Annotated in this window: 22 protein-coding genes and 1 pseudogene; 12 read left to right on the forward strand and 11 right to left on the reverse strand. The window is 49.2% G+C overall.

Annotated features, from left to right (window positions below; all coding sequences use genetic code 11):
- The 3 genes from OXG87_12105 to OXG87_12115 all read right to left on the reverse strand — a co-directional run.
- On the reverse strand, positions 1-206 hold a 206-nt coding region (locus OXG87_12105), incomplete at its 3' end, for a lipoprotein-releasing system transmembrane subunit LolC (GenBank protein MCY3870294.1).
- Complete coding sequence (locus tag OXG87_12110) at positions 199-1,452, reverse strand: ABC transporter permease (protein ID MCY3870295.1); 1,254 nt, start codon at positions 1,450-1,452, stop codon at positions 199-201. The genes OXG87_12105 and OXG87_12110, both read right to left, overlap by 8 nt.
- An 80-nt stretch (positions 1,453-1,532) precedes the next feature.
- Complete coding sequence (locus tag OXG87_12115) at positions 1,533-2,282, reverse strand: UvrB/UvrC motif-containing protein (GenBank protein MCY3870296.1); 750 nt, start codon at positions 2,280-2,282, stop codon at positions 1,533-1,535.
- Between the two features lie 157 nt (positions 2,283-2,439).
- On the opposite strand from OXG87_12115, the gene rsgA reads away from it, so the two are divergent.
- Positions 2,440-3,405: a ribosome small subunit-dependent GTPase A gene (rsgA, locus tag OXG87_12120; protein ID MCY3870297.1), complete on the forward strand. Its 966-nt coding sequence runs from the start codon at positions 2,440-2,442 to the stop codon at positions 3,403-3,405.
- A 110-nt stretch (positions 3,406-3,515) separates the two neighbouring features.
- Here rsgA and OXG87_12125 read toward each other — a convergent pair whose 3' ends face one another.
- On the reverse strand, positions 3,516-4,454 hold the full coding sequence (locus tag OXG87_12125) for a nucleoside hydrolase (protein MCY3870298.1): 939 nt from the start codon (positions 4,452-4,454) through the stop codon (positions 3,516-3,518).
- Between the two features lie 83 nt (positions 4,455-4,537).
- The gene (locus tag OXG87_12130; protein ID MCY3870299.1) at positions 4,538-6,052 is read right to left on the reverse strand and encodes a carboxypeptidase M32; all 1,515 of its coding nucleotides are present in this window, start codon (positions 6,050-6,052) and stop codon (positions 4,538-4,540) included.
- Between the two features lie 456 nt (positions 6,053-6,508).
- Between OXG87_12130 and OXG87_12135 the strand changes: the two genes are divergently transcribed.
- From OXG87_12135 to OXG87_12185, 11 genes and pseudogenes are all read left to right on the forward strand, one after another.
- Positions 6,509-6,946, forward strand: coding sequence for a hypothetical protein (locus OXG87_12135; protein ID MCY3870300.1), 438 nt, complete (start codon positions 6,509-6,511; stop codon positions 6,944-6,946).
- Between the two features lie 60 nt (positions 6,947-7,006).
- Complete coding sequence (locus tag OXG87_12140; GenBank protein MCY3870301.1) at positions 7,007-7,309, forward strand: DUF433 domain-containing protein; 303 nt, start codon at positions 7,007-7,009, stop codon at positions 7,307-7,309.
- Complete coding sequence (locus OXG87_12145; GenBank protein MCY3870302.1) at positions 7,306-8,334, forward strand: hypothetical protein; 1,029 nt, start codon at positions 7,306-7,308, stop codon at positions 8,332-8,334. The genes OXG87_12140 and OXG87_12145 overlap by 4 nt, the downstream gene beginning before the upstream one ends.
- A 107-nt stretch (positions 8,335-8,441) precedes the next feature.
- On the forward strand, positions 8,442-9,272 hold the full coding sequence (locus OXG87_12150; protein ID MCY3870303.1) for a hypothetical protein: 831 nt from the start codon (positions 8,442-8,444) through the stop codon (positions 9,270-9,272).
- Positions 9,273-9,289: 17 nt separating this feature from the next.
- Entirely contained in the window at positions 9,290-10,171 is an 882-nt protein-coding gene (locus tag OXG87_12155) for a hypothetical protein (protein ID MCY3870304.1), read from the forward strand.
- A 271-nt stretch (positions 10,172-10,442) separates the two neighbouring features.
- Complete coding sequence (locus tag OXG87_12160; GenBank protein MCY3870305.1) at positions 10,443-10,841, forward strand: HEPN domain-containing protein; 399 nt, start codon at positions 10,443-10,445, stop codon at positions 10,839-10,841.
- A gap of 24 nt (positions 10,842-10,865) precedes the next feature.
- Entirely contained in the window at positions 10,866-11,624 is a 759-nt protein-coding gene (locus OXG87_12165) for a hypothetical protein (GenBank protein MCY3870306.1), read from the forward strand.
- A 148-nt stretch (positions 11,625-11,772) separates the two neighbouring features.
- Positions 11,773-11,961 (forward strand): annotated as a pseudogene (locus OXG87_12170) (Rdx family protein).
- A gap of 65 nt (positions 11,962-12,026) precedes the next feature.
- Positions 12,027-12,209, forward strand: a complete 183-nt coding sequence (locus OXG87_12175) for a type II toxin-antitoxin system HicB family antitoxin (protein ID MCY3870307.1) — start codon at positions 12,027-12,029, stop codon at positions 12,207-12,209.
- A gap of 15 nt (positions 12,210-12,224) precedes the next feature.
- Positions 12,225-12,542 carry a nucleotidyltransferase domain-containing protein gene (locus tag OXG87_12180; protein MCY3870308.1) on the forward strand — a complete coding sequence of 106 codons (318 nt, stop codon included), beginning with the start codon at positions 12,225-12,227 and terminating at the stop codon, positions 12,540-12,542.
- A gap of 297 nt (positions 12,543-12,839) precedes the next feature.
- Positions 12,840-13,877: a Gfo/Idh/MocA family oxidoreductase gene (locus OXG87_12185; GenBank protein ID MCY3870309.1), complete on the forward strand. Its 1,038-nt coding sequence runs from the start codon at positions 12,840-12,842 to the stop codon at positions 13,875-13,877.
- A 54-nt stretch (positions 13,878-13,931) separates the two neighbouring features.
- Here the strand turns inward: OXG87_12185 and OXG87_12190 are convergent, their stop codons facing one another.
- Genes OXG87_12190 through OXG87_12215 form a run of 6 tightly spaced genes read right to left on the reverse strand, consistent with a single transcriptional unit; the run spans position 13,932 to position 17,975 of the window.
- Positions 13,932-14,711 (reverse strand): RNA methyltransferase, encoded by a 780-nt coding sequence (locus OXG87_12190; protein ID MCY3870310.1) that lies wholly within the window; start codon positions 14,709-14,711, stop codon positions 13,932-13,934.
- Between the two features lie 3 nt (positions 14,712-14,714).
- Entirely contained in the window at positions 14,715-14,864 is a 150-nt protein-coding gene (locus OXG87_12195; GenBank protein MCY3870311.1) for a CcmD family protein, read from the reverse strand.
- A gap of 18 nt (positions 14,865-14,882) precedes the next feature.
- The gene (ccsA, locus tag OXG87_12200) at positions 14,883-15,560 is read right to left on the reverse strand and encodes a cytochrome c biogenesis protein CcsA (GenBank protein MCY3870312.1); all 678 of its coding nucleotides are present in this window, start codon (positions 15,558-15,560) and stop codon (positions 14,883-14,885) included.
- Positions 15,561-15,562: 2 nt separating this feature from the next.
- Entirely contained in the window at positions 15,563-16,234 is a 672-nt protein-coding gene (locus tag OXG87_12205; protein ID MCY3870313.1) for a heme exporter protein CcmB, read from the reverse strand.
- A 2-nt stretch (positions 16,235-16,236) separates the two neighbouring features.
- Positions 16,237-16,947, reverse strand: coding sequence for a heme ABC exporter ATP-binding protein CcmA (ccmA, locus tag OXG87_12210; protein MCY3870314.1), 711 nt, complete (start codon positions 16,945-16,947; stop codon positions 16,237-16,239).
- The gene (locus OXG87_12215; protein ID MCY3870315.1) at positions 16,947-17,975 is read right to left on the reverse strand and encodes a hypothetical protein; all 1,029 of its coding nucleotides are present in this window, start codon (positions 17,973-17,975) and stop codon (positions 16,947-16,949) included. The genes ccmA and OXG87_12215 overlap by 1 nt, the downstream gene beginning before the upstream one ends.
- Positions 17,976-18,154 lie beyond the last annotated feature (179 nt).

Below are 18,154 nucleotides of genomic sequence, written 5' to 3' on the forward strand. Positions count from 1 at the left end.
TGTACGACGATATGCGGGCTTACGCTCAACAGGCTGTCCCACAATAGGGACGAGAAGCCGTTGAAAACGGACAGGACTATTACGAGGGCGGCAACCCCAATGGTTACGCCTGCAATAGCTATGGTCGCGGTTAACGATATCTGGCGCTGCCGGCGCATGGCGCGCATATATCGCCGCGCGATGAAGTATTCGCAGGTGTTATTCATATCTGATCGCTTCTACGGGGTCCAGTATTGCCGCTCGTTTTGCGGGCCAGCGGGCAAATACGAGGCATAATAACAATGCCAGTGCAGAGGTCATCGCAAAGTCCCCTATGTTTATGGTTACGGGGAGGGCGTTGATGAAGTAAATATCGCCGGAGAGCGATATGGGTGCATAGACCTTTTGTATCCAGCACAGGCCCCCGCCCAATATGTTGCCGAATAACACGCCGCTCGCGCCGATTATCAGACCTTCCCGGGAGAAAATTCGGGCGATGCTTTTGGGGGCTGCGCCCATTGCTTTTAAGATGCCAATTTCGCGTCTGCGCTCATTTACGGCCATGGTTAGTATGCTGATGATGTTGAATCCCGCGACTATTACGATTAAGCTCAAGACGACAAAGCTCGCCCATTTTTGCAACCAGATCCACGCGTACAGATTGCCCTGGGCATACATCCACGATGTGGGGAACATATCGGAATACGTTGCTACCAGTGTCTCTCGCAATTCAACGCTGACGCGGTCGGCTTCAAAAGCATTGACGAGGCGCACTTGAATGCCGGTCGCCAGGTCGCCCCATTGCAGGTCTCGTTGTGCAGCCGCGAGAGATACGTAGATTAGTGAGGCGTCAAATTCGTAAAATCCCGTTTCAAAAATGCCGGTTATCACATATTGGCGAAGGGGAGGCATGCGGGCTGTGGCGAGGTCTTTGGGGGCGACCAGCAGGCGAATTTTTGATCCTACGGAGGTGCCCAGTTTTTCGGCGAGTGTTTTGCCTATTGCGATTCCAAAGGTGTTGCCTTCAATGCGCGTCAATTCCATTTTGCCGTCGGTTATATGATGGGCGATGTCGCTGCTTTTCACAATGCCATCTACGCCTCGCACCAATACGCCCGATGTGACGGTGCCCACATCTTTGACCCTGCTCAATACATAACCCTCTGTTTCTATGACGGGGTTGGCACCGACCACTTCCGGGTGTTGTTCGAGCAATTGGACGATGGGGGCGTAATTTTCGATGCGTTCGCTGTATGGACGCCGCACGGTTATATGGGGATTGATGCCTACCTGGCGGTCAAAGATCATGTCTGCATAGCCATTCATTACCGATAGGGTGATGACGAGTGCCCCAACTCCCAGTCCGACGCCTATGATGGCAATGATTGTGGTTAATCCCATGCGACGACTAACGCTGAAGAGGTGTCGTCTGATTATGATCCATTCATAGCCCACTTCTTTTCCCCCTGCCATTATACAAAAAATCCCGATTCGGAAACACATTGGTGTTTAGAATCAGGATGTTTTGTATTGTGATGCCCGGGTTGTGGCTTTCACAAATTGTTTTTTTCCAGCGAACTGAGTCTGTCTCTCAACCGAGCTGCCTGTTCATATCGCTCTTCGGCAATGGCTTTTTGGAGTTGTTGTGCCAGTTTTTGTTGCAATGTGATTGGACGGTCGCGTTCTATTTCTTCGGCCCATTCCGAAAGGGCTTCGATTTCTTCGTCTGCTTCAATACCGGAATTTACCACACATGCTTGAATTTTGTCGATTCCTTCTTCAATGTGATTCAGGGCGCCGGAATGATCGCCTTGTTGCAAACAAATTTCACCCCGCGCACGGGTGTGAACCATGAGTACGTAAGGCCGATAGTGTTCAAATATTTCCCGGTCTTGTTCATTTTTAGCATAAGCCCGCACGAGATCCAGTAGTGCCAGATTGTGGGCGGTGTCGCGCGCGACTGCTTCAAAATCGCCCAACCGCATCAGACAGACATAGCGGTGATAGAATAACAATCCCTCCTGGCTCAGTTCGAGGCATGCCTCTCTGTCGAGGTAAAAGTTTTCATCTGTGCCAGATTGAGTTTGTTCGGCTTCAAGCTGGTCTAAATAGTATTCGAGCAATGAAAAATGGCCGTGCGGACGCGTTCCGTCGGGCCGATCATTTAATTCCATTTGCATTACACCCAGATCTACGCGTACTTGCAATTTTTTCCGTCCGTCCAGGCCCTGAATTTTGCGTACACAAATATCGGTGGGGTCATAATCCCAGTTAGACAAAAATGGGCTGAGGTCGCGTTTCATTATTTTTCCTTTTTTTAGTCAGGCTGTAAATGTCGGGGAAATATGGAGAAAACCCCGTCAAATGTCAACCCGTTTGCAAAGGCTACATTGCTTGACAAGTACATCTGGCGGGCGTTATTTTGGGGTGTCCATTACAGTTGGAAGGCTCTGAATAGCTATGTCTAAATCTGATAATGAAGGTACTGTTATCCGTCATCACCTCGGCAATTATGTCGTCCAGACTGCCGATCGCGTGGTGATGTGCGCGCTGTCAACTCGTTTGCGGAAGCAACTCGAATATCCCGAAGCGGCGCCGGGTTCGCGCCGCCGCCGCGTGCAGTCGGTCAGACGGGTGCGAGTGATTGATCCGGTTGCGGTTGGGGATCGCGTGGTTTTTTCTGAGGGTGCGGATAATAGGGGTATGATCCGCGAGGTGCGTCCCCGCAGCAATAAGGTTTCTCGGCGTGCGTCTGGCGGGTCTTATAGGGAGCAACTCTTAGCTGCCAATGTCGATCAGGTTGTTCCCATTGTGTCTGCGGCTGAGCCAGCTCCGGACTGGATTTTGCTGGATCGCATGATAGGTATTGCGGAGTGGCAGCAGATACCCGTGTCTCTGTGTCTCAATAAGCTCGATCTCGCCGATGAGGCCTGGGCAGATCGGGTTATGGGTCCTTACAGGGCGATGGGATATCCCGTGGTTCATACCAGTATTATTTCCGATGCGGGTAAAGAGGCGTTTTACGATCTTCTGCGCGGGAAGATTACTCTGTTTATGGGGGCTTCTGGCGTTGGAAAATCGAGTTTGCTCAATTGGTTGCAACCCGGGTTGCAGTTGCGTACAGGACCTGTTAGCAAAGCTACGGGCGAGGGCATCCATACGACGACCCATACGGAACTGGTCGCGCTTGATGGGGGAGGGTTTGTCGGCGATATGCCCGGTGTTCGGGAGTTTTATCTGTACGATATAAGTCCCGAAGATGTTCCCGTTCTTTTTAGAGATTTTCACCCGTTTCTGGGCGGGTGCCGCTTTCGCGATTGTTCGCATGTCCACGAACCGAATTGCGCGGTGAGGGCGGCTGTGGATGATGGGGAGATCGCGCTTCAGCGCTACGAGAGCTATCTGAGGCTGCGGAAGCGGCCTTGACTGAGAGGTCAGACGGTGGTGGTCAGGCGGGACGGCACAGGGACCGTCCCCTACAGTTGGACAAGATTATTGTATGTAGGGGTGGGTCCCCGTGCCCGCCCGTTGATAGATCAAAAAACTCGTTTCATAAATAGAGATAAAAACGCTTCGGCATTGACGTGCATCGCGCAGTTGACGGGTTCTCCAAGACGATAGGGCGAGGGCAGGCCGCGGCGGTCTGTGACGACCTGGCCCATGGTGAGGTCGCCCGATGTTTCTATGTCGATGTACAGGGTTTCTGAGCGGAGGAGTTCGGGTGCGATGGCTGCGCCTACGGCGAGTGGATCGTGCAGGTACACGATTGGCTCGCGTCCGAGTTGTCGATAGAGTGCGAATACGTTTTGTACGGCATCGACGACGAATTGAGATGCGACTGTTTTCAGGGGTGCGATCTGGTTTTCGATATCTGTTTCGGATAATACGACCTGACGCGTTGCGTCCAATGGTACGATCAGTAGTGCTGCGTTCGAATGGACGACTATCTGGGCAGCGTGGGGATCGGCGTAAAAGTTGAATTCTGCGACGGGTGTTGAGTTGCCCGTTTCTGCAATGACGCCGCCCATTACGATTACCTGTTTGGCTTTTTGAAGCGTTCCCGGCTGGCGCTGTTCTGCCAGTGCCAGATTTGTCAGGGGTCCGACGGCTATTATTGTGATTTCGCCCGGTTGTTCGGATAGGGTTTGCACCAGGAAGTCAACGGCGTCGCCTTTTATCTTTTGGGATGGTTCTGGCAATACGGCTTGTCCCATGCCGCTTTCACCGTGGACTTCGGTGGCAAATACGGGGTCGCGTTTCAAGGGCTGGTCCGCACCCTCATAGACGGGTATTTCTGTGCGGTCCAATAGTTGCAATAGTCCCTGTGCGTTGCGCGTGCCGGTGTTGAGAGGGACGTTGCCGCTTACTGTGCAGATGCCTATTACGTCGAGTTCCGGGGATCCCAATGCCAGCATGATGGCCAGCGCGTCATCTACGCCGGGATCGGTGTCTAAGATTGTGGGTTGTCTGTTCAATGGTCGCTCCATTCGGTTACGCTATGCATGAAGCCGTCATCGCGGCAGGATGTTAGCCGCGATCCAGAAGGTTTTGCCGTTCTCTAAATCCCGTATAATGGTTCGTATTTTGCCCTGAGATGCCGCATTAAGGGTTCGTGGCTCAGGGGTTTTCCGGTTACGACTTCGATGAGTTCATTTGCGTGGTAGCGCTGTCCCTGCGAATAGATTTTTTCCGTTAGCCAGTTCTTCAGGGGGTCGAATACGCCTTCGGCAAATTGTGCATTCAGGTCGCCTACTTCTTGGCGCGCTTGTTCAAAGAATTGCGCGGCGTACAAATTGCCCAGGGCATAGGTTGGAAAGTACCCTATCCCTCCTCCGCTCCAGTGTATGTCTTGCAAGCACCCCAGGGTATCGTCCGGGGGTGTTAGTCCCAGATATTTTTCAAATGTTTCGTTCCAGACGCCGGGGATATCTTCGGCTTTTAATCCGCCATCAATCAGTGCTTGTTCGAGTTCAAAGCGCAGCATGATGTGCAAGTTGTACGTGGCTTCGTCGGCTTCTACGCGGATATATGAGGGGGCGACGGCGTTGATTGCGGCGTAGAAGTCGCGTTCAGATACGTCGTTTAGTGCGTCTGGGAATGCGGCTTGCACTTTGGGGTAGAAGTGTGTCCAAAATGCCTCACTGCGGCCGACGAAGTTTTCCCACATGCGCGATTGCGATTCGTGTATGCCCAGGGATACAGATCCTCCCATGGGTGTGCCGTAATGTTCGTCGTTTAAGCCCTGGTCGTATATGCCGTGGCCCGCTTCGTGCATGATGCTGAAAAATGATTCGGAAAAAAAGTGTGTGTTATACCGCGTGGTCAGGCGGGTGTCGCCCGGTCCAATGCCGCTGCAAAATGGGTGGGTGGTGATGTCTAAGCGCCCGTAGTCAAAGTTGAACCCGATTTGCGCGGCTGCGGTTTTTCCAAATTCTTCTTGTTGGTCTATGGGATATGTGCGTGTGAGGATATTTTCATCGGGTTTTTTGCCGGATTCGGCGATTGCACCTACGAGTTCGACGAGTTCGTCGCGCAAGCCCGAGAAGACCCGGGTCAGGTTTTCAGTGGTTTCGCCGGGTTCGTAGTCGTCTAATAGCGTGTCGTAAGATGTTTCGCCTGTGTTCAGCGCACGTACTTGTTGATGTTTTAGTTCGAGGATCTTTGTGAGGTGGGGTTGAAACAGGGCGTAGTCCGATTTTTCGCGGGCTTCTCGCCATGCTTGCTGCGAGATGGTGGCTACGCGGGCGAGTTCTTCGACGAGGGACCGGGGTAGTTTGACAGCTCGATCATAGCCTCGACGGAGTTCCCGTACGTTGACTGCGGCTTCGGAATACGGGTCAGATATTAGATCGCTGTTTTCTATTTCTGCGAGATAGTCGCCAATTTGAGGGGCGGTTACGCGCTCGTGTATCATGCCCATGAGCAATGCGAGTTGCTCGGCGCGATGCCCGGCTCCGCCTTTGGGCATGTAGGTCTGTTTGTCCCAACCCAATACACTGGCACAGGATCCCAATAGGGAGATTTGTTTTATTTCTGCGATTAGCTGCTGATATGTGGATTTGACATCGGCCATTTTTGCTCCTTGTGATGGTTTTTCAATGCGACGCACAGTAGGACAAAATCTACGTACCTACCATGCACCCGTCAAGCGCAAATACGGTTCTTCAAGTATCCGTCGCGCCTCTGATCTCAAAAGCCGGAAATTTGACGCAAAGTCAGAAAAGCACTTGAAAGAATACACAATTCTGAGTATGCTTTGAGAGTCTTGTCTTGTTACGAGGTGCACCGCGCAGAAATTGATCGCGATATTCGAGAGAGGGGCTTTTGTGGAGAATGGGAAACCAGAATCGATGCAGGAATATCGAAGATGGCTAAGGGAAAACCAGCAGGTGTCTATTGATACGCGGACCGAAAATCACTACAATTTTGTGGCCAATAAGATACGGCAAGATTTTCAATCATCTGAAATCTGGCAAAAATTCGTTGCTCAATTACAGGAACTCAACCAGACCTATGCAAATGAGACATTATGAAACAGGAATTTACCGAGTACTTCGAATCGTTGGGGATGCGTCGTCCTTACCTTGACCGCACTGAAGAACTTTATCGCGTGGCCGACCAAATGTCGCCGGAGAAGATTAAGGATGTGTTTGTAAGTGAATATCTGGATGATGGCGTCAGGACGCCCCAAAGCGTCTGGTTTTTTACTTCTGACTTAGGTTATGCTATTGAGGCGCACTTTATCGATAATGACCAGATAGACATCTTTACGATTAAGGGTAGAGTAAAAAATATTGTTGTTCGCAAGAAGGACTACGATTTTAAGTCAGCTACTGAAAAATCGAGACTTAACGTGCGATTGAAGACGGATTTAGATATAGAAAGGGAAATGAAAGCATCTAAAGAAAACTGCGACTGTCTTTGGCGCATCGTTCTGACCCATTTTAAAAATAACCTCCTTTACTGACCAGATTGACAGGCAAATTCATTATGGACAATAAATTTCCAGGGACATCCAGTCGCTCCAATGGAACGCCTAAAACCAGATTCGCAACACATGTCTGCACTATCCATTATCGCACTTAAAATCAAAAAAACACCCGGTGTTTGCGGTGGCAGGGCATGTGTGGGCAACACGCGCATCCCCGTGTGGACGCTGATTGGCTTTCTTCATCAGGGCGCGACCGATGAAGATATGATACAGGCTTATCCTGCACTCACTATTGATCATCTGAATCTCGTGCGGGAATACTACAAGACGCATCGCGCAGAAATTGACAGCGATATTCGAGAACAAGAAATGCCTATCCGTGTGGAGAGATTATCGTGACGGCAACAAGCAGTGTAGAAATTCTACAAAAGTTGATAAAGAATCCCCCGGAAGAAAAGGAAGATGAAGCAGTAGCTGCTGAAATCCTTGTAAATGATTTTTATTCTTTTCAAGATACTTTGCTCAATATTCACGCTCTCTCTCTTTTTGTTCAGGGTCTTGATAGAGAGGAAGTTTTACGACATATTTCAAATAAATCTTGGATTGAACAACATGAGATTCTCACGCGATGGGCATGGATGACAAGCCAGAAAGAAGAGATACAAAAGGGTACACCATTTAATTCTCCATACTTGTGTAAAGTTGACCGTAAAGTGGGACGCAAAACTCTTGACCGGGAGTTTTACACTTTTCGATTATTTTTGCCGGGGTATTGTAAGGATACCAAAACAGAGTATTTGTTTTCTGAAAAGCTTCAGTCTTCCAATGATCCTCCTGATTTCGTGGCAGTAGATAAACAGAACAATAAAATAGGTATTGAGATTACGGAAGCACCATTAAATGAGGGGTCCAGTTACCAAGAGAAACAGGGAGAAATCGTAAGGCAAAAACTCGAAGAGGATTTTCCACGCTTAAACTGCATTATTGGAACTGTTGATGGTAATGATCAACCCGATTGGGCAGAACTACTAAAAAATTACGAAGAGCTTAGCAGATGGGTAGGTAAAATATCTGGATTGGATAAATCTAAAATTTTTCATCATCCTCATCTCAAAATACGGGTACGGGTGTCAATATTAAAATGTAGCATTGAAATTCCGATCGGTCATCGGTCCGCTGGCAATAGAGACGAGCATAAAGCAAGCAAAGCTATCTGTAAAGCAATCGCAAGAAAAGTAGAGAAGAACAGTACCCCAAAAATTAAACCCTGTATTCTTGTCATTTATGAGAATACGGACTTAAAGATTATAGATAAAAAATTAGTGGTTGACCTGGTCTCAGAAAATCTGGAAGCGCAATGGCAAAATTTGTATGAAGGAGTTTGGCTCGTTATAAGGGGCTGTGTATTCAAAATTTGTGAATAAGAGAAAGAGCTTTGATGCCGTTGCTATCTTTAACAGATGAAGCCCTTGTGCAAGTTGCTGATGCACGTTTTATCGAACTCGACAAAGCGAAAAAATAAGTTAAAAAAATGCCCAATTTCTTGTTTTGGAACACACACGGAAAACAAATTCATGATCAGGTAAGGACACTTGCTATTGAACGAAATGCAGCTCTCATCATTTTGGCAGAGTGTAAACTGGACATTGCTCGTCTCGTTGAGTTACTAAACAGAGAGAGTTCACAACAAAGAGAGAGTTCACAACAATACGAAACCAGTCTGTACGAATTATCACCGAAAAAATTGGTGTTTATTCATAATTCAGTGGTGAAAGAATTTCATCTCATAAGAGATTCGTCATTCGGATCATTTGGCGTATTCAACACAGAGAAAGGCAAAGAGGTTATTATCGCAGCTATACATTTCCCGAGTAAACGAGACCGCGACGATTTTGATTTTAATGTTTCCGCAGAAGAATTTCGCAAAGAGTTAGAGAAAGTGGAAAGAGAAAGGGGGCATTCTCGATCCGTTATTGTAGGCGATTTCAATATGAATCCTTTTGAAGACGGTATGATTGCTGCCAAATGTCTCCATACAGTTATGGACTGTGAAATTGCAAAGAAGCGAGGACGAACAGTACAGGGTCGCTTTTACAAATATCTATACAATCCCATGTGGGGAAGAATGGGAGATACTTCACCGGGACCGCCGGGAACCTATTTTTATAATAGGTCTGCACAAAGAAACTATTTTTGGCACACATTTGATCAAGTCTTGATACGACCCGATTTAATCCCTAACTTTCCAAGCGAGAAACTTGAAGTGGTGCAATCAATCAATGCGACTTCTCTTTTGACAAAATCAGGTCGTCCACGCAAGAGCATCTCTGATCATTTACCGCTTGTTTTTGCTATTGAATAACCCGACTGGAGGATGTTATGATCAAAGAAGACTATTGGGGAAACTTGACCACCAAAAAGTCAAAGGATTCTCCGAGACAAATTCTTGAGGAACAGGTGGCGATTTTGGAAGATAAAACGGAAAATCAATTGACAGGCTCCGTAGCTTCTCAAACTATTGGCAACCGCATGCGAACAACGCTTGCCGTCATCGCTCCTGGGTTAGATTATCGGTTAGACTTGGTTACCATTGATCATGATGTGAACGCGGAAGGTTTTTATCCACTACGAATTGAAAATAATCTGACGAACACGAGGGCATCGTGTGAAAAAGAAGATATGTTCAAAGTCAAATTGAAAGAGATCCTTTCTTCTTCGCAGACAACCAGTACGCTACAGAAATTACTTGAAGCTATTCCTATGCCATCTCGTGTCTCGGTTTACTCTGATCGCGGGTATCCAATATCGGAAGCAACCGTGGTGGCTATCGCGGACAATAGTACAACAAAGTCCGCCAAAACAGATCAAGACGGTGTTGCTCACCTTTTCATAGCGACTACACGCCCTTATAAGCTTTTGATAGCACATCACGACTTTCCAGGACTAATAGTTGATTCATGGGATTCTTCCGAAGCTGTTGACGTTACTTTGCCTTCAGCTAAAAATACGGGTTCTGTAATCTGCATGAGCACTGGCTACATTCCTAACTTAGCGGGACGACTGAATCCCATCTTAGATAGCAACAACAGAACCTATTTATATGCTGAAAACATCGCTATCAATGGGGGCGAGAACCAACCTGTCAAGTTCAAAGTCAATGAGGCTTTTGGACTTGAAGATAGCAACGGTGTGGTCATGCAAGTCCGAGTGCTTTACATTCAAGGTCGAACGTCTTTGCTTGAATATACCAAAATAGAATAGAGTTAATTTCGATGATTAAAATGACAGACAACGAGATTAATGAAGTTCGCAGAATCCGACATGAAATTTCAGCGAGATTTGGACACGATATTGGACAATTGGTCGCCCATTATCAGAAGATAGAGAAAGAATTCAGGCGATCTGGCAAATACAAATTCGCTGATTTCAAAGAATCAGAGGGTGATGGTCAAACTTATTAAAGAGGTTGAAAGACTGGGGAAATTATCCGGTCATGTCATTGCCCATGCCTTGAAAGAAGGAATAGTACTCTATGAAAGAGGTTGATGAGGCGCGTGCTATGCTTTCAATGGCGGAAAAAAATTTGCGTGCATTAAAAGGCATGGATGATGCGACAGTATTTTATGATGAAATTTTTGGTTTTCATGTTCAGCAGACGATAGCGAAATCGTTAAAAGCCTGGATTATCGCTATTGGTGTTGAGTTTCCATTCATCCACAATATCGCGAGATTGCTTGCGATTCTCGAAGAGAATGGATGTGATGTCGAGTCATTTTGGGATCTGGTCGAATATACAGCATATGCTGTTAATTTTCGATACGATGCCGCTGAAATGACGGATGACCCTTTAGACCGTCCTGATGCGTCAGAAAAAGCACAAAGGCTCTATGATCATGTTCGCAAGATTATTGATACGGCGCCGAAGAGTTGAAGCATCACAATCGGAAAATGATGCATGAAAAATAAACGCGATGTTATCCAGAGTCTTGTCGATGCGTTTCCAACAGAACCGGTGTGTGTGGCTGATGCGTTGTCCGACGGGCGGTTTTTTCTGGATGAGAAATACGATGCGCTGTCCCGGCGGCTCGGTGAGGTGTTCTGGTTGCCGGTGTCACATGCTTATGTCGTGTTCTGTTATGCGTATAGTGCGCTGTTTGGGATTCCCGATTTTACGCGTGAAGCCCTGGCGCGCCAGCCCGATCGGTTTTCACAAAAGCGTTTGGCGCTAACGATTCGCTCGACGAGTGGTTTTGTACTGGATGGCTTTGGCTATGACCGCCGTACGGAGCGGTATCGCAAAGATATTTATTGGCCCGGTCCGGTTATTCGCACTGTGCATGTGGAGAGTCCCAGGCACAACAAGGCGCGGATTTCCAATCCGGCAATGGCGTATTTTGGTTATCATCTCATCCGCGCGGCGGAATGGCTTTCTGTACATCGCGAGGATGCGGATTTTTCCAGAGAACGTCGTCGGCACTATGATTTTGTTGGTGACTTTTTCCGCACGGCTGATTATCCTTTTCCTGTGGATCGCGGAGAGGCGAGGGAATTTTCGAGGCAGGTTGATGGGTTGCTCGCCGGGGGTGACTGTGCGGATTGCTGGGACAACATCCGGCATGCAGCAAGAGATCTCGGCGTGGATCTCGATCTGGAAGATCTCGCGTCTTTTTTGCCTAAACGCACGGGTGCGTTTTTTAAACAGGTTATTTTATAATTAGGTTATAATAGGGAGGCATTCTATGTCGAAGATCACCGGCCTCTTTAATATGGTCGTTCACTCTTTTTTTAATCTTTTCAAAAGGAGGCGTCACATGGCCCGGATAGAAATTGAATATTGCGCATCTTGAGGCTATGAACCACAATCCGTCGGGATGACGGATCAAATTGTCAATGCGTTTAAGCAGGATATTGAAGCTATTACCCTGATTCCGTCCAGCGGTGGTCGCTTTGAGGTTACGGTTGATGGCGAACTGGTGTTCTCCAAACTCAAGGAGAAACGCTTTCCGGAATACGAGGAAATTCAACCGCATATTCAAAGCCGGATTTCGTGAATTGGGGATGCTGAAAATAAATGAGCCGGGGTAAAAAAACTCCGGCTCAAACTCAGGCGATTAAAATGAAACAATACAACGCTTGCTATACGCCAATTCCGTCGGGTTATATGGGGCAGTTGTTGGATTGGCCAGAAGTGGTGACAGAAGGGGCGACAATACAAGAATGCACAGAATTACTACAAGATGCTCTCAACGAAATGATACAAGCCTATAGCGAATTGGGGAAATCTATTCCCAAACTCTAATGCAAGGTTGCGGTTATGGAAACAGCCATTCGGGAAATGACGCGCAGAATTATCGAACAATTCAATCCCATAAAGATCGTTCTTTTTGGGTCTCATGCGCGGGGGACTGCTGTTTCGGACAGTGATATTGATCTTTTGGTCATCAAAAAAATAGAAGGCTCCAAACGCAAGGAGCGGGTCGCGATAGGCATAGCCCTCCACGATATCCGTGTACCAAAGGATATTATTGTTGCCTCGCCCGAAGAGGTTGCAAAACTCGGAAACACTGTAGGCACAGTATTATATCCCGCTCTGAAAGAAGGCAAAATACTATATGAAAAAACCCTCGCCTGAAACTATAGTACTGGTTAAAGTCTCAAGTCATCGACACAGCGCGTGAGTCCGTCTCGCAGCGGACATTGTTATTCCATTCCAAGGGTGCAGGCCACAGCATGGTGTACTATCACAGAAACGATTTGCGCTGTGTCAGCCCCTCGGCGTTTGAGAGCGGCATTTTTTGCCTACTTTTTGTTGCTGATGACAAAAAGTAGGTCGCCGAAGGCATGAAAAGAAAAATTTTAAAAAAACTTTATAGGTCGTTTCACCACAACAAATGAATTATACACCCCCCATTTAATCACGGAGGCTTTCATGAGCGATCTCAATGTCGGCATTGTTGGACTCGGCTGGGTAGCTGGAGCACATATTGATACGTTTAAGGCGGTCAACGGTGCAAATGTCACGGCGATATGTTCTCGCCGGGATCACAACGAAGATGATCTTGCAGCAGAATACGGCACGCCTTTGAAGGCGTATAAGAATTACGATGATATGATCGCAGATCCCGATATTCATATTATCGATATTTGTACGCCACACAAATTTCACGCGGATCAGGCGGTTGCGGCTGCCGAGGCGGGCAAACATTTGCTTATCGAAAAGCCTATATGTCTGTCTTATGAGGATCTCAAACGGGTGCGCGATGCGATTGTAGCAGCCGGTGTGCAGTCCTGTGTGTGTTTTGAGTGTCGCTTTAGTGCGCACTTTTCTATGATCCGCTCGATTATTGACGAGGGGTTGCTCGGCGAGTTGCACTATGGCGAGGTTGATTACTACCACGGGATTGGTCCCTGGTATGGTCAATTTGAATGGAATGTGAAGAAGGATTTTGCCGGGTCGAGTTTGCTCACCGCAGGGTGTCACGCTCTGGATGCGTGTCTGTTTTTTATGGATGGCGATGTGGAGGAGGTGACCAGCCTGGCTACGAGATCGAGGTCCGATATTTTTGAGCCGTATGAATACGATACGACCACGGTTTCTCTTCTCAAATTTGCCAATGGCAATGCGGCAAAGGTGACTTCGTGTGTCGATTGCTTGCAGCCCTATTATTTTCATATTCACCTCGTGGGTTCCGAAGGTAGCTTGCTGGACAATCGGATCTATTCGCACAAGTTGCACGGTATGAGCAAAGAGAGGTGGAGTACGCTGGAGACGTCGCTGATTGACTCTGGCGATGTGGCAGATCATCCCTATGAGCCACAGTTCCAGGCGTTTGTCGATGGTATCAATGCGAATGAGCCGATGCCGCGGACGAATTTTGATATTGCTTTTGAGACCCATCGCGTCAATTTTGCCGCCGATCTTTCGGCGTCGGAGGGGCGCACGGTCAAGCTTTCGGAATTTGACTGATGGGACGATGAGGATCGCAGAAACCCACTCGCGAAGATGGCGGGTGGGTTTTTTTTATGGGCGATTAAGAATGTGAATTTGATAGAGGAGGATGCCGCTTGCGACTGCAATGTTGAGCGATTCGACCGGGGCGGCCATGGGTATGGTGACGGTGTGGTGGGATAGGACGAGGAGGGCGGGGTCGATGCCAAAGGCTTCGTTGCCGAGGAGGAGGGCAACGGGGTTTTGGATTTGGAGATTGTGGAAGGAGATGCCGCTGGTGTGTGCTGCGATGATCTGGATGTTGCGCTGGCGAAGCTGGTGTAACAGGGCGGGTCCGTCCTGGAGGGGGAAGACGGGCATGCGAAAGATGGCGCCCATGGTGGCGCGCACGACTTTGGGGTTATAGACTTCGACGGATCCCCGGGTGAGAAAGATGCCTTTGCATCCGGCGGCTTCGGCTGTTCGCATGATGACGCCCAGGTTGCCGGGGTCAGAGACGCGGTCGAGGATGAGGAATGGACCATTGGTGTTGAGGACGGTTTTGCGATCCCATGTCGGCATTGATACTACGCCGAGTACGCCTTGCGGTGTGTCCGTGTCTGACATGTGTTTGAAGGCGCGCCAGTCGGTTTGCTGGATGGGGATGCGTTGTGCGAGAGTCGCCTGGTAGAGGTTTTCGAGGCGCGTGTTGCGGGCGATGCTTTCGCGACAGAAGATGAGTTGTTCGAGGGTGTCACTGCTTTTGAGTGCTTCTTCGCATAGGCGAATGCCCTCTATGAGGTATTTTTGTTCTGCCTGACGCAGTTTGCGGCGTTTCAGGTTCAGGATTTTTTTGGCGTTTTTGATGGCCATGGGCTATGGGGTGTAGTTTTTGGTGATGGTGGCGCGCAATTCGCGCAGTTCTTCCCATATCGCTTTTTCGCGTTTGGACAGGCTTAAGAAGTAGAGCAGGATGGCGACCCATATTATGATGTACGCCGCGGTCATGTATTCGAGGTGTTGCATAAATGCCTCCGTAGAAAATTATATTTCGGCTTTGAGTGATTCGAGTTCGTCTTGTGCTTTTGCGAGTGATACGCGTTTGAAGAGCAGGGCGAAGAAGAGCGCGAAGAAGGTGATGACGCAAAAGAAGAAAGCGATTTTCATGTCGGGTGGCAGGCTGATTTCTTCGCCGCGAACCACTTCGGGATGGTGCGTGCGCCACAGTTTGGTGGCGTAGTGGATGAAGGGTACGTTGAGGAAGCCGATTATACCGAGTACTGCGCGATAGCGCGCACTTTGAACCGGATCTTCGAGGTAGGCGCGCAACATGTGATACGCCGCGAGAATGAGCCAGAGTATGAGGGTGAGGGTGAGTTGTGCATCCCAGACCCACCACGCGCCCCAGATGGGTTTTGCCCAGATGGCACCTGTGATTAAGACCAGGGTGCCAAAGAGCAAGCTCACTTCGGCTGAACAGGCGGCCCACAGGTCGCAGTTTTTGTCGCGTTTCCAGAGATAGAAGACGCTGAAGACGAAGCAGAGAAAGCTGCCCAAGAACATTGAGAAAGCAGATGGGACGTGGTAGTAGAAGATTTTTTGTGCCAGTCCCATTTCTTTTTCTATTCCGGCGTAAATGAATACCAGATAGGGCGCGATAGATAGGCAGATGAGCGCGAGAATGCCGAAGACAAATGGAAGGATGTAGGGTTTTTGGGGCATTGTCAATCCTCCAGGACATATTCGAATAAGAGCAGGCATGCGGCGATGTAGAGTGTGACAAAGGCTCCGCTGAGCACGAGCCAGTCTGTGATTTCACTGCCTTCGAGAACTGCGCGAAAGGATTCGATGGCTGCGAGAAGTGCCGGGATGAAAATGGGCAGTGTGAGCAGGGGCAAGAAGGCTTCTCGCAGTCGGGTGTTGAGCGACATTGCAGAGAAGAGGGTGCCAATGGCTGCAAGACCGAGGGTGCCCATCAAGATGGGCAAGATTAGACGCGGGAGTTCCTGTGCGATTTCCAGGTTGAGAAAGATGACGATGATGGGCAAGATGAGTGCCTGGAGTATGAGCATGGTGAGGGTGTTGCCCAGCATTTTGCCCAAAAAGATCGCGCCCGGGTCCACGGGTGTGAGGCGCAGTCCCATCAGGCAGTCGTTTTGTGTTTCGATGGCATAGGACCGGCTGAGGCCCAGCAGGCCTGCAAAAGCTGTGGCGATCCAGAAGATGCCGGGGGCTACGGTTTTTATGATTGGGGATCCGGGTTCATATATAAAATTGAAGATAATTACGACCAGAAATGCGAAGAATGCCATGGCGCTGAGGCGTTCTCTGGTGCGCCATTCGGTTTTGAGATCTTTTTGGAGAATGGCGAGGGTTTGTGTGAAGAAAAGAGGCATTTTCAAAGGGTGGTTTTGGTTTCGTAGAGGGTTTGCAATTCGGATTCACGGATGTCTTTGGTCGATGCTTCGTGTACCAATTGGCCCTGGAAGAGGATGCCAAATCGGTCTGCGAGCGCGAGGCCCCGCGCGAGGTCGTGTGTGACGAGGAAGATGGTGCGGCCTTCTGCTTTGAGGTCGGTGATTATGCTGGATAATACCGACTGAGCCGATGTGTCGAGGCCGGTGAATGGTTCGTCGAGCAGGAGGATCGATGGGTGGTGCAAGATGGCCCGAGCTATGGCCAGTCGCTGTTTCATGCCCCGTGAGAATTTTTGTATCCGATCGCGCTGGCGATTTTTCAGGCCAACGGCGAGGAGAACCTCTTCAATGCGGGTATTGAGGTTTTGGAGGCCGTACATGCGTCCGTAAAATGCGAGGTTTTCTCGCGCTGTGAGGTCGTCGTAGAGCATGGTTTGATGCGAGATGAATCCGATGTTTTTGCGTATTTCATGCGGATTGCGCCGGGTGTTTATACCGCTGACCCGGATGTCGCCCGCTGATGGTTTTGATAGTGTGGCGATGAGGCGCAACAGGGTCGTTTTGCCCGCTCCATTTGGGCCAAAGAGTGTAAAAATACATCCCGTTGGTACGGTGAGGTTTATATCTTGCAGGGCCGTGATATGACCAAAACGGCGGGTTGTGTTCTGTATGATGATGGCCGATGTGTTCATTAGTTGCTATCTGATAGATCAATGACTTCGGCTTTGAGGGCATTGCGCCTGTTTTTGTAATCGGTTTCCGAGAGGTTGCCGTTTTCATATCGCTCGTCGAGGTCGGCGATTTGTTCGAGCAGTATTGTGCGCCGATTGGGCACTGTTTTGAGCGTGCGCATGTACAGGACGAGGATTGCGAGTGCGACCACACTGGCAGCGGCGATCCATATTGGGGTTTGCGAATTGAATGCGGTCTCGGGCGATGAGAGTTTGATGTCGATCTGTGTGCCGGGCGCGAGTTGTTCGGCACCAAAGCGCCGAAAGACATTGGTGCCCAATGTCACATCCCCGAGGTCTCGAAGTACTGTTGTAGAGACGGGAGTGTCAGTCGGCTGGACGAGCAAGTCCATGCCCGCGGTGGGATAGGTGATGCGTTGTGCGATGCGGTTGGACGGGGGTATGGCAAATGTGAAAAAGGTCTGGCTATTTCCGGGGATGATGGGACGCGGGTCAACGAGTAATGTGCCGTGCAGGTGTACGCCTTGCGGTGCGCGGATAAAGTCGGTTACGCCGTCGGGCAGGGGTATTTCCAGGCCGTGACCGTGGTCGCCGCCCGTGAGGTAGGTGTGGTCGCCGTGGTTGTGTACGATGAAGATGTATGTGGCTGTGCCACCCTGGGCGTCGAGGAGGATGTGGTGTGAAGATAGGGATATGGCGGTGTCGGATTCCGTGGTTTCAAATACGGAGATGTCAACGGTGTCGCCCGCTGGTGCCGGGTTGCCCGGGTAGTCTATGCCATTGTATCGGGCGAATAACATAGGCGGTGGTTCGGCGCCCGGGTCTGAGGGAACGTCGAGGATGAATTGGCCTTTGCTGTCGGTGGTGTCGCGCATTACAGTGACGTCTCCAGTCTCATGGAGGATGTACGAGACTTCGACATTGGGCTCGGGACGGTTGAGGGTCTGGTTGATGACGCGACCCGTGAGCGCGAAGAGAGGGGTGGAAATAAAAAGTATGAGAAATACCACATATGTCTGCCGTTCCATGTATCTCCCTGTTTTTTGAAAATAGCGGTGTCCCTGTATTTCGTCATGCTTTGAATCATACTCTAACCTACTCAATATCATCAACCTGCCCAAAACAGTCAATCTTTATTGATTCATCCACTGGGAGAGCAGAAGCAGGGGGCGGAAATTATCAGACGCTTGTGAACCAGGCGCTCAGA

Source organism: Gemmatimonadota bacterium, assembly GCA_026706845.1.
Classification (GTDB): Bacteria; Latescibacterota; UBA2968; order UBA2968; family UBA2968; genus VXRD01.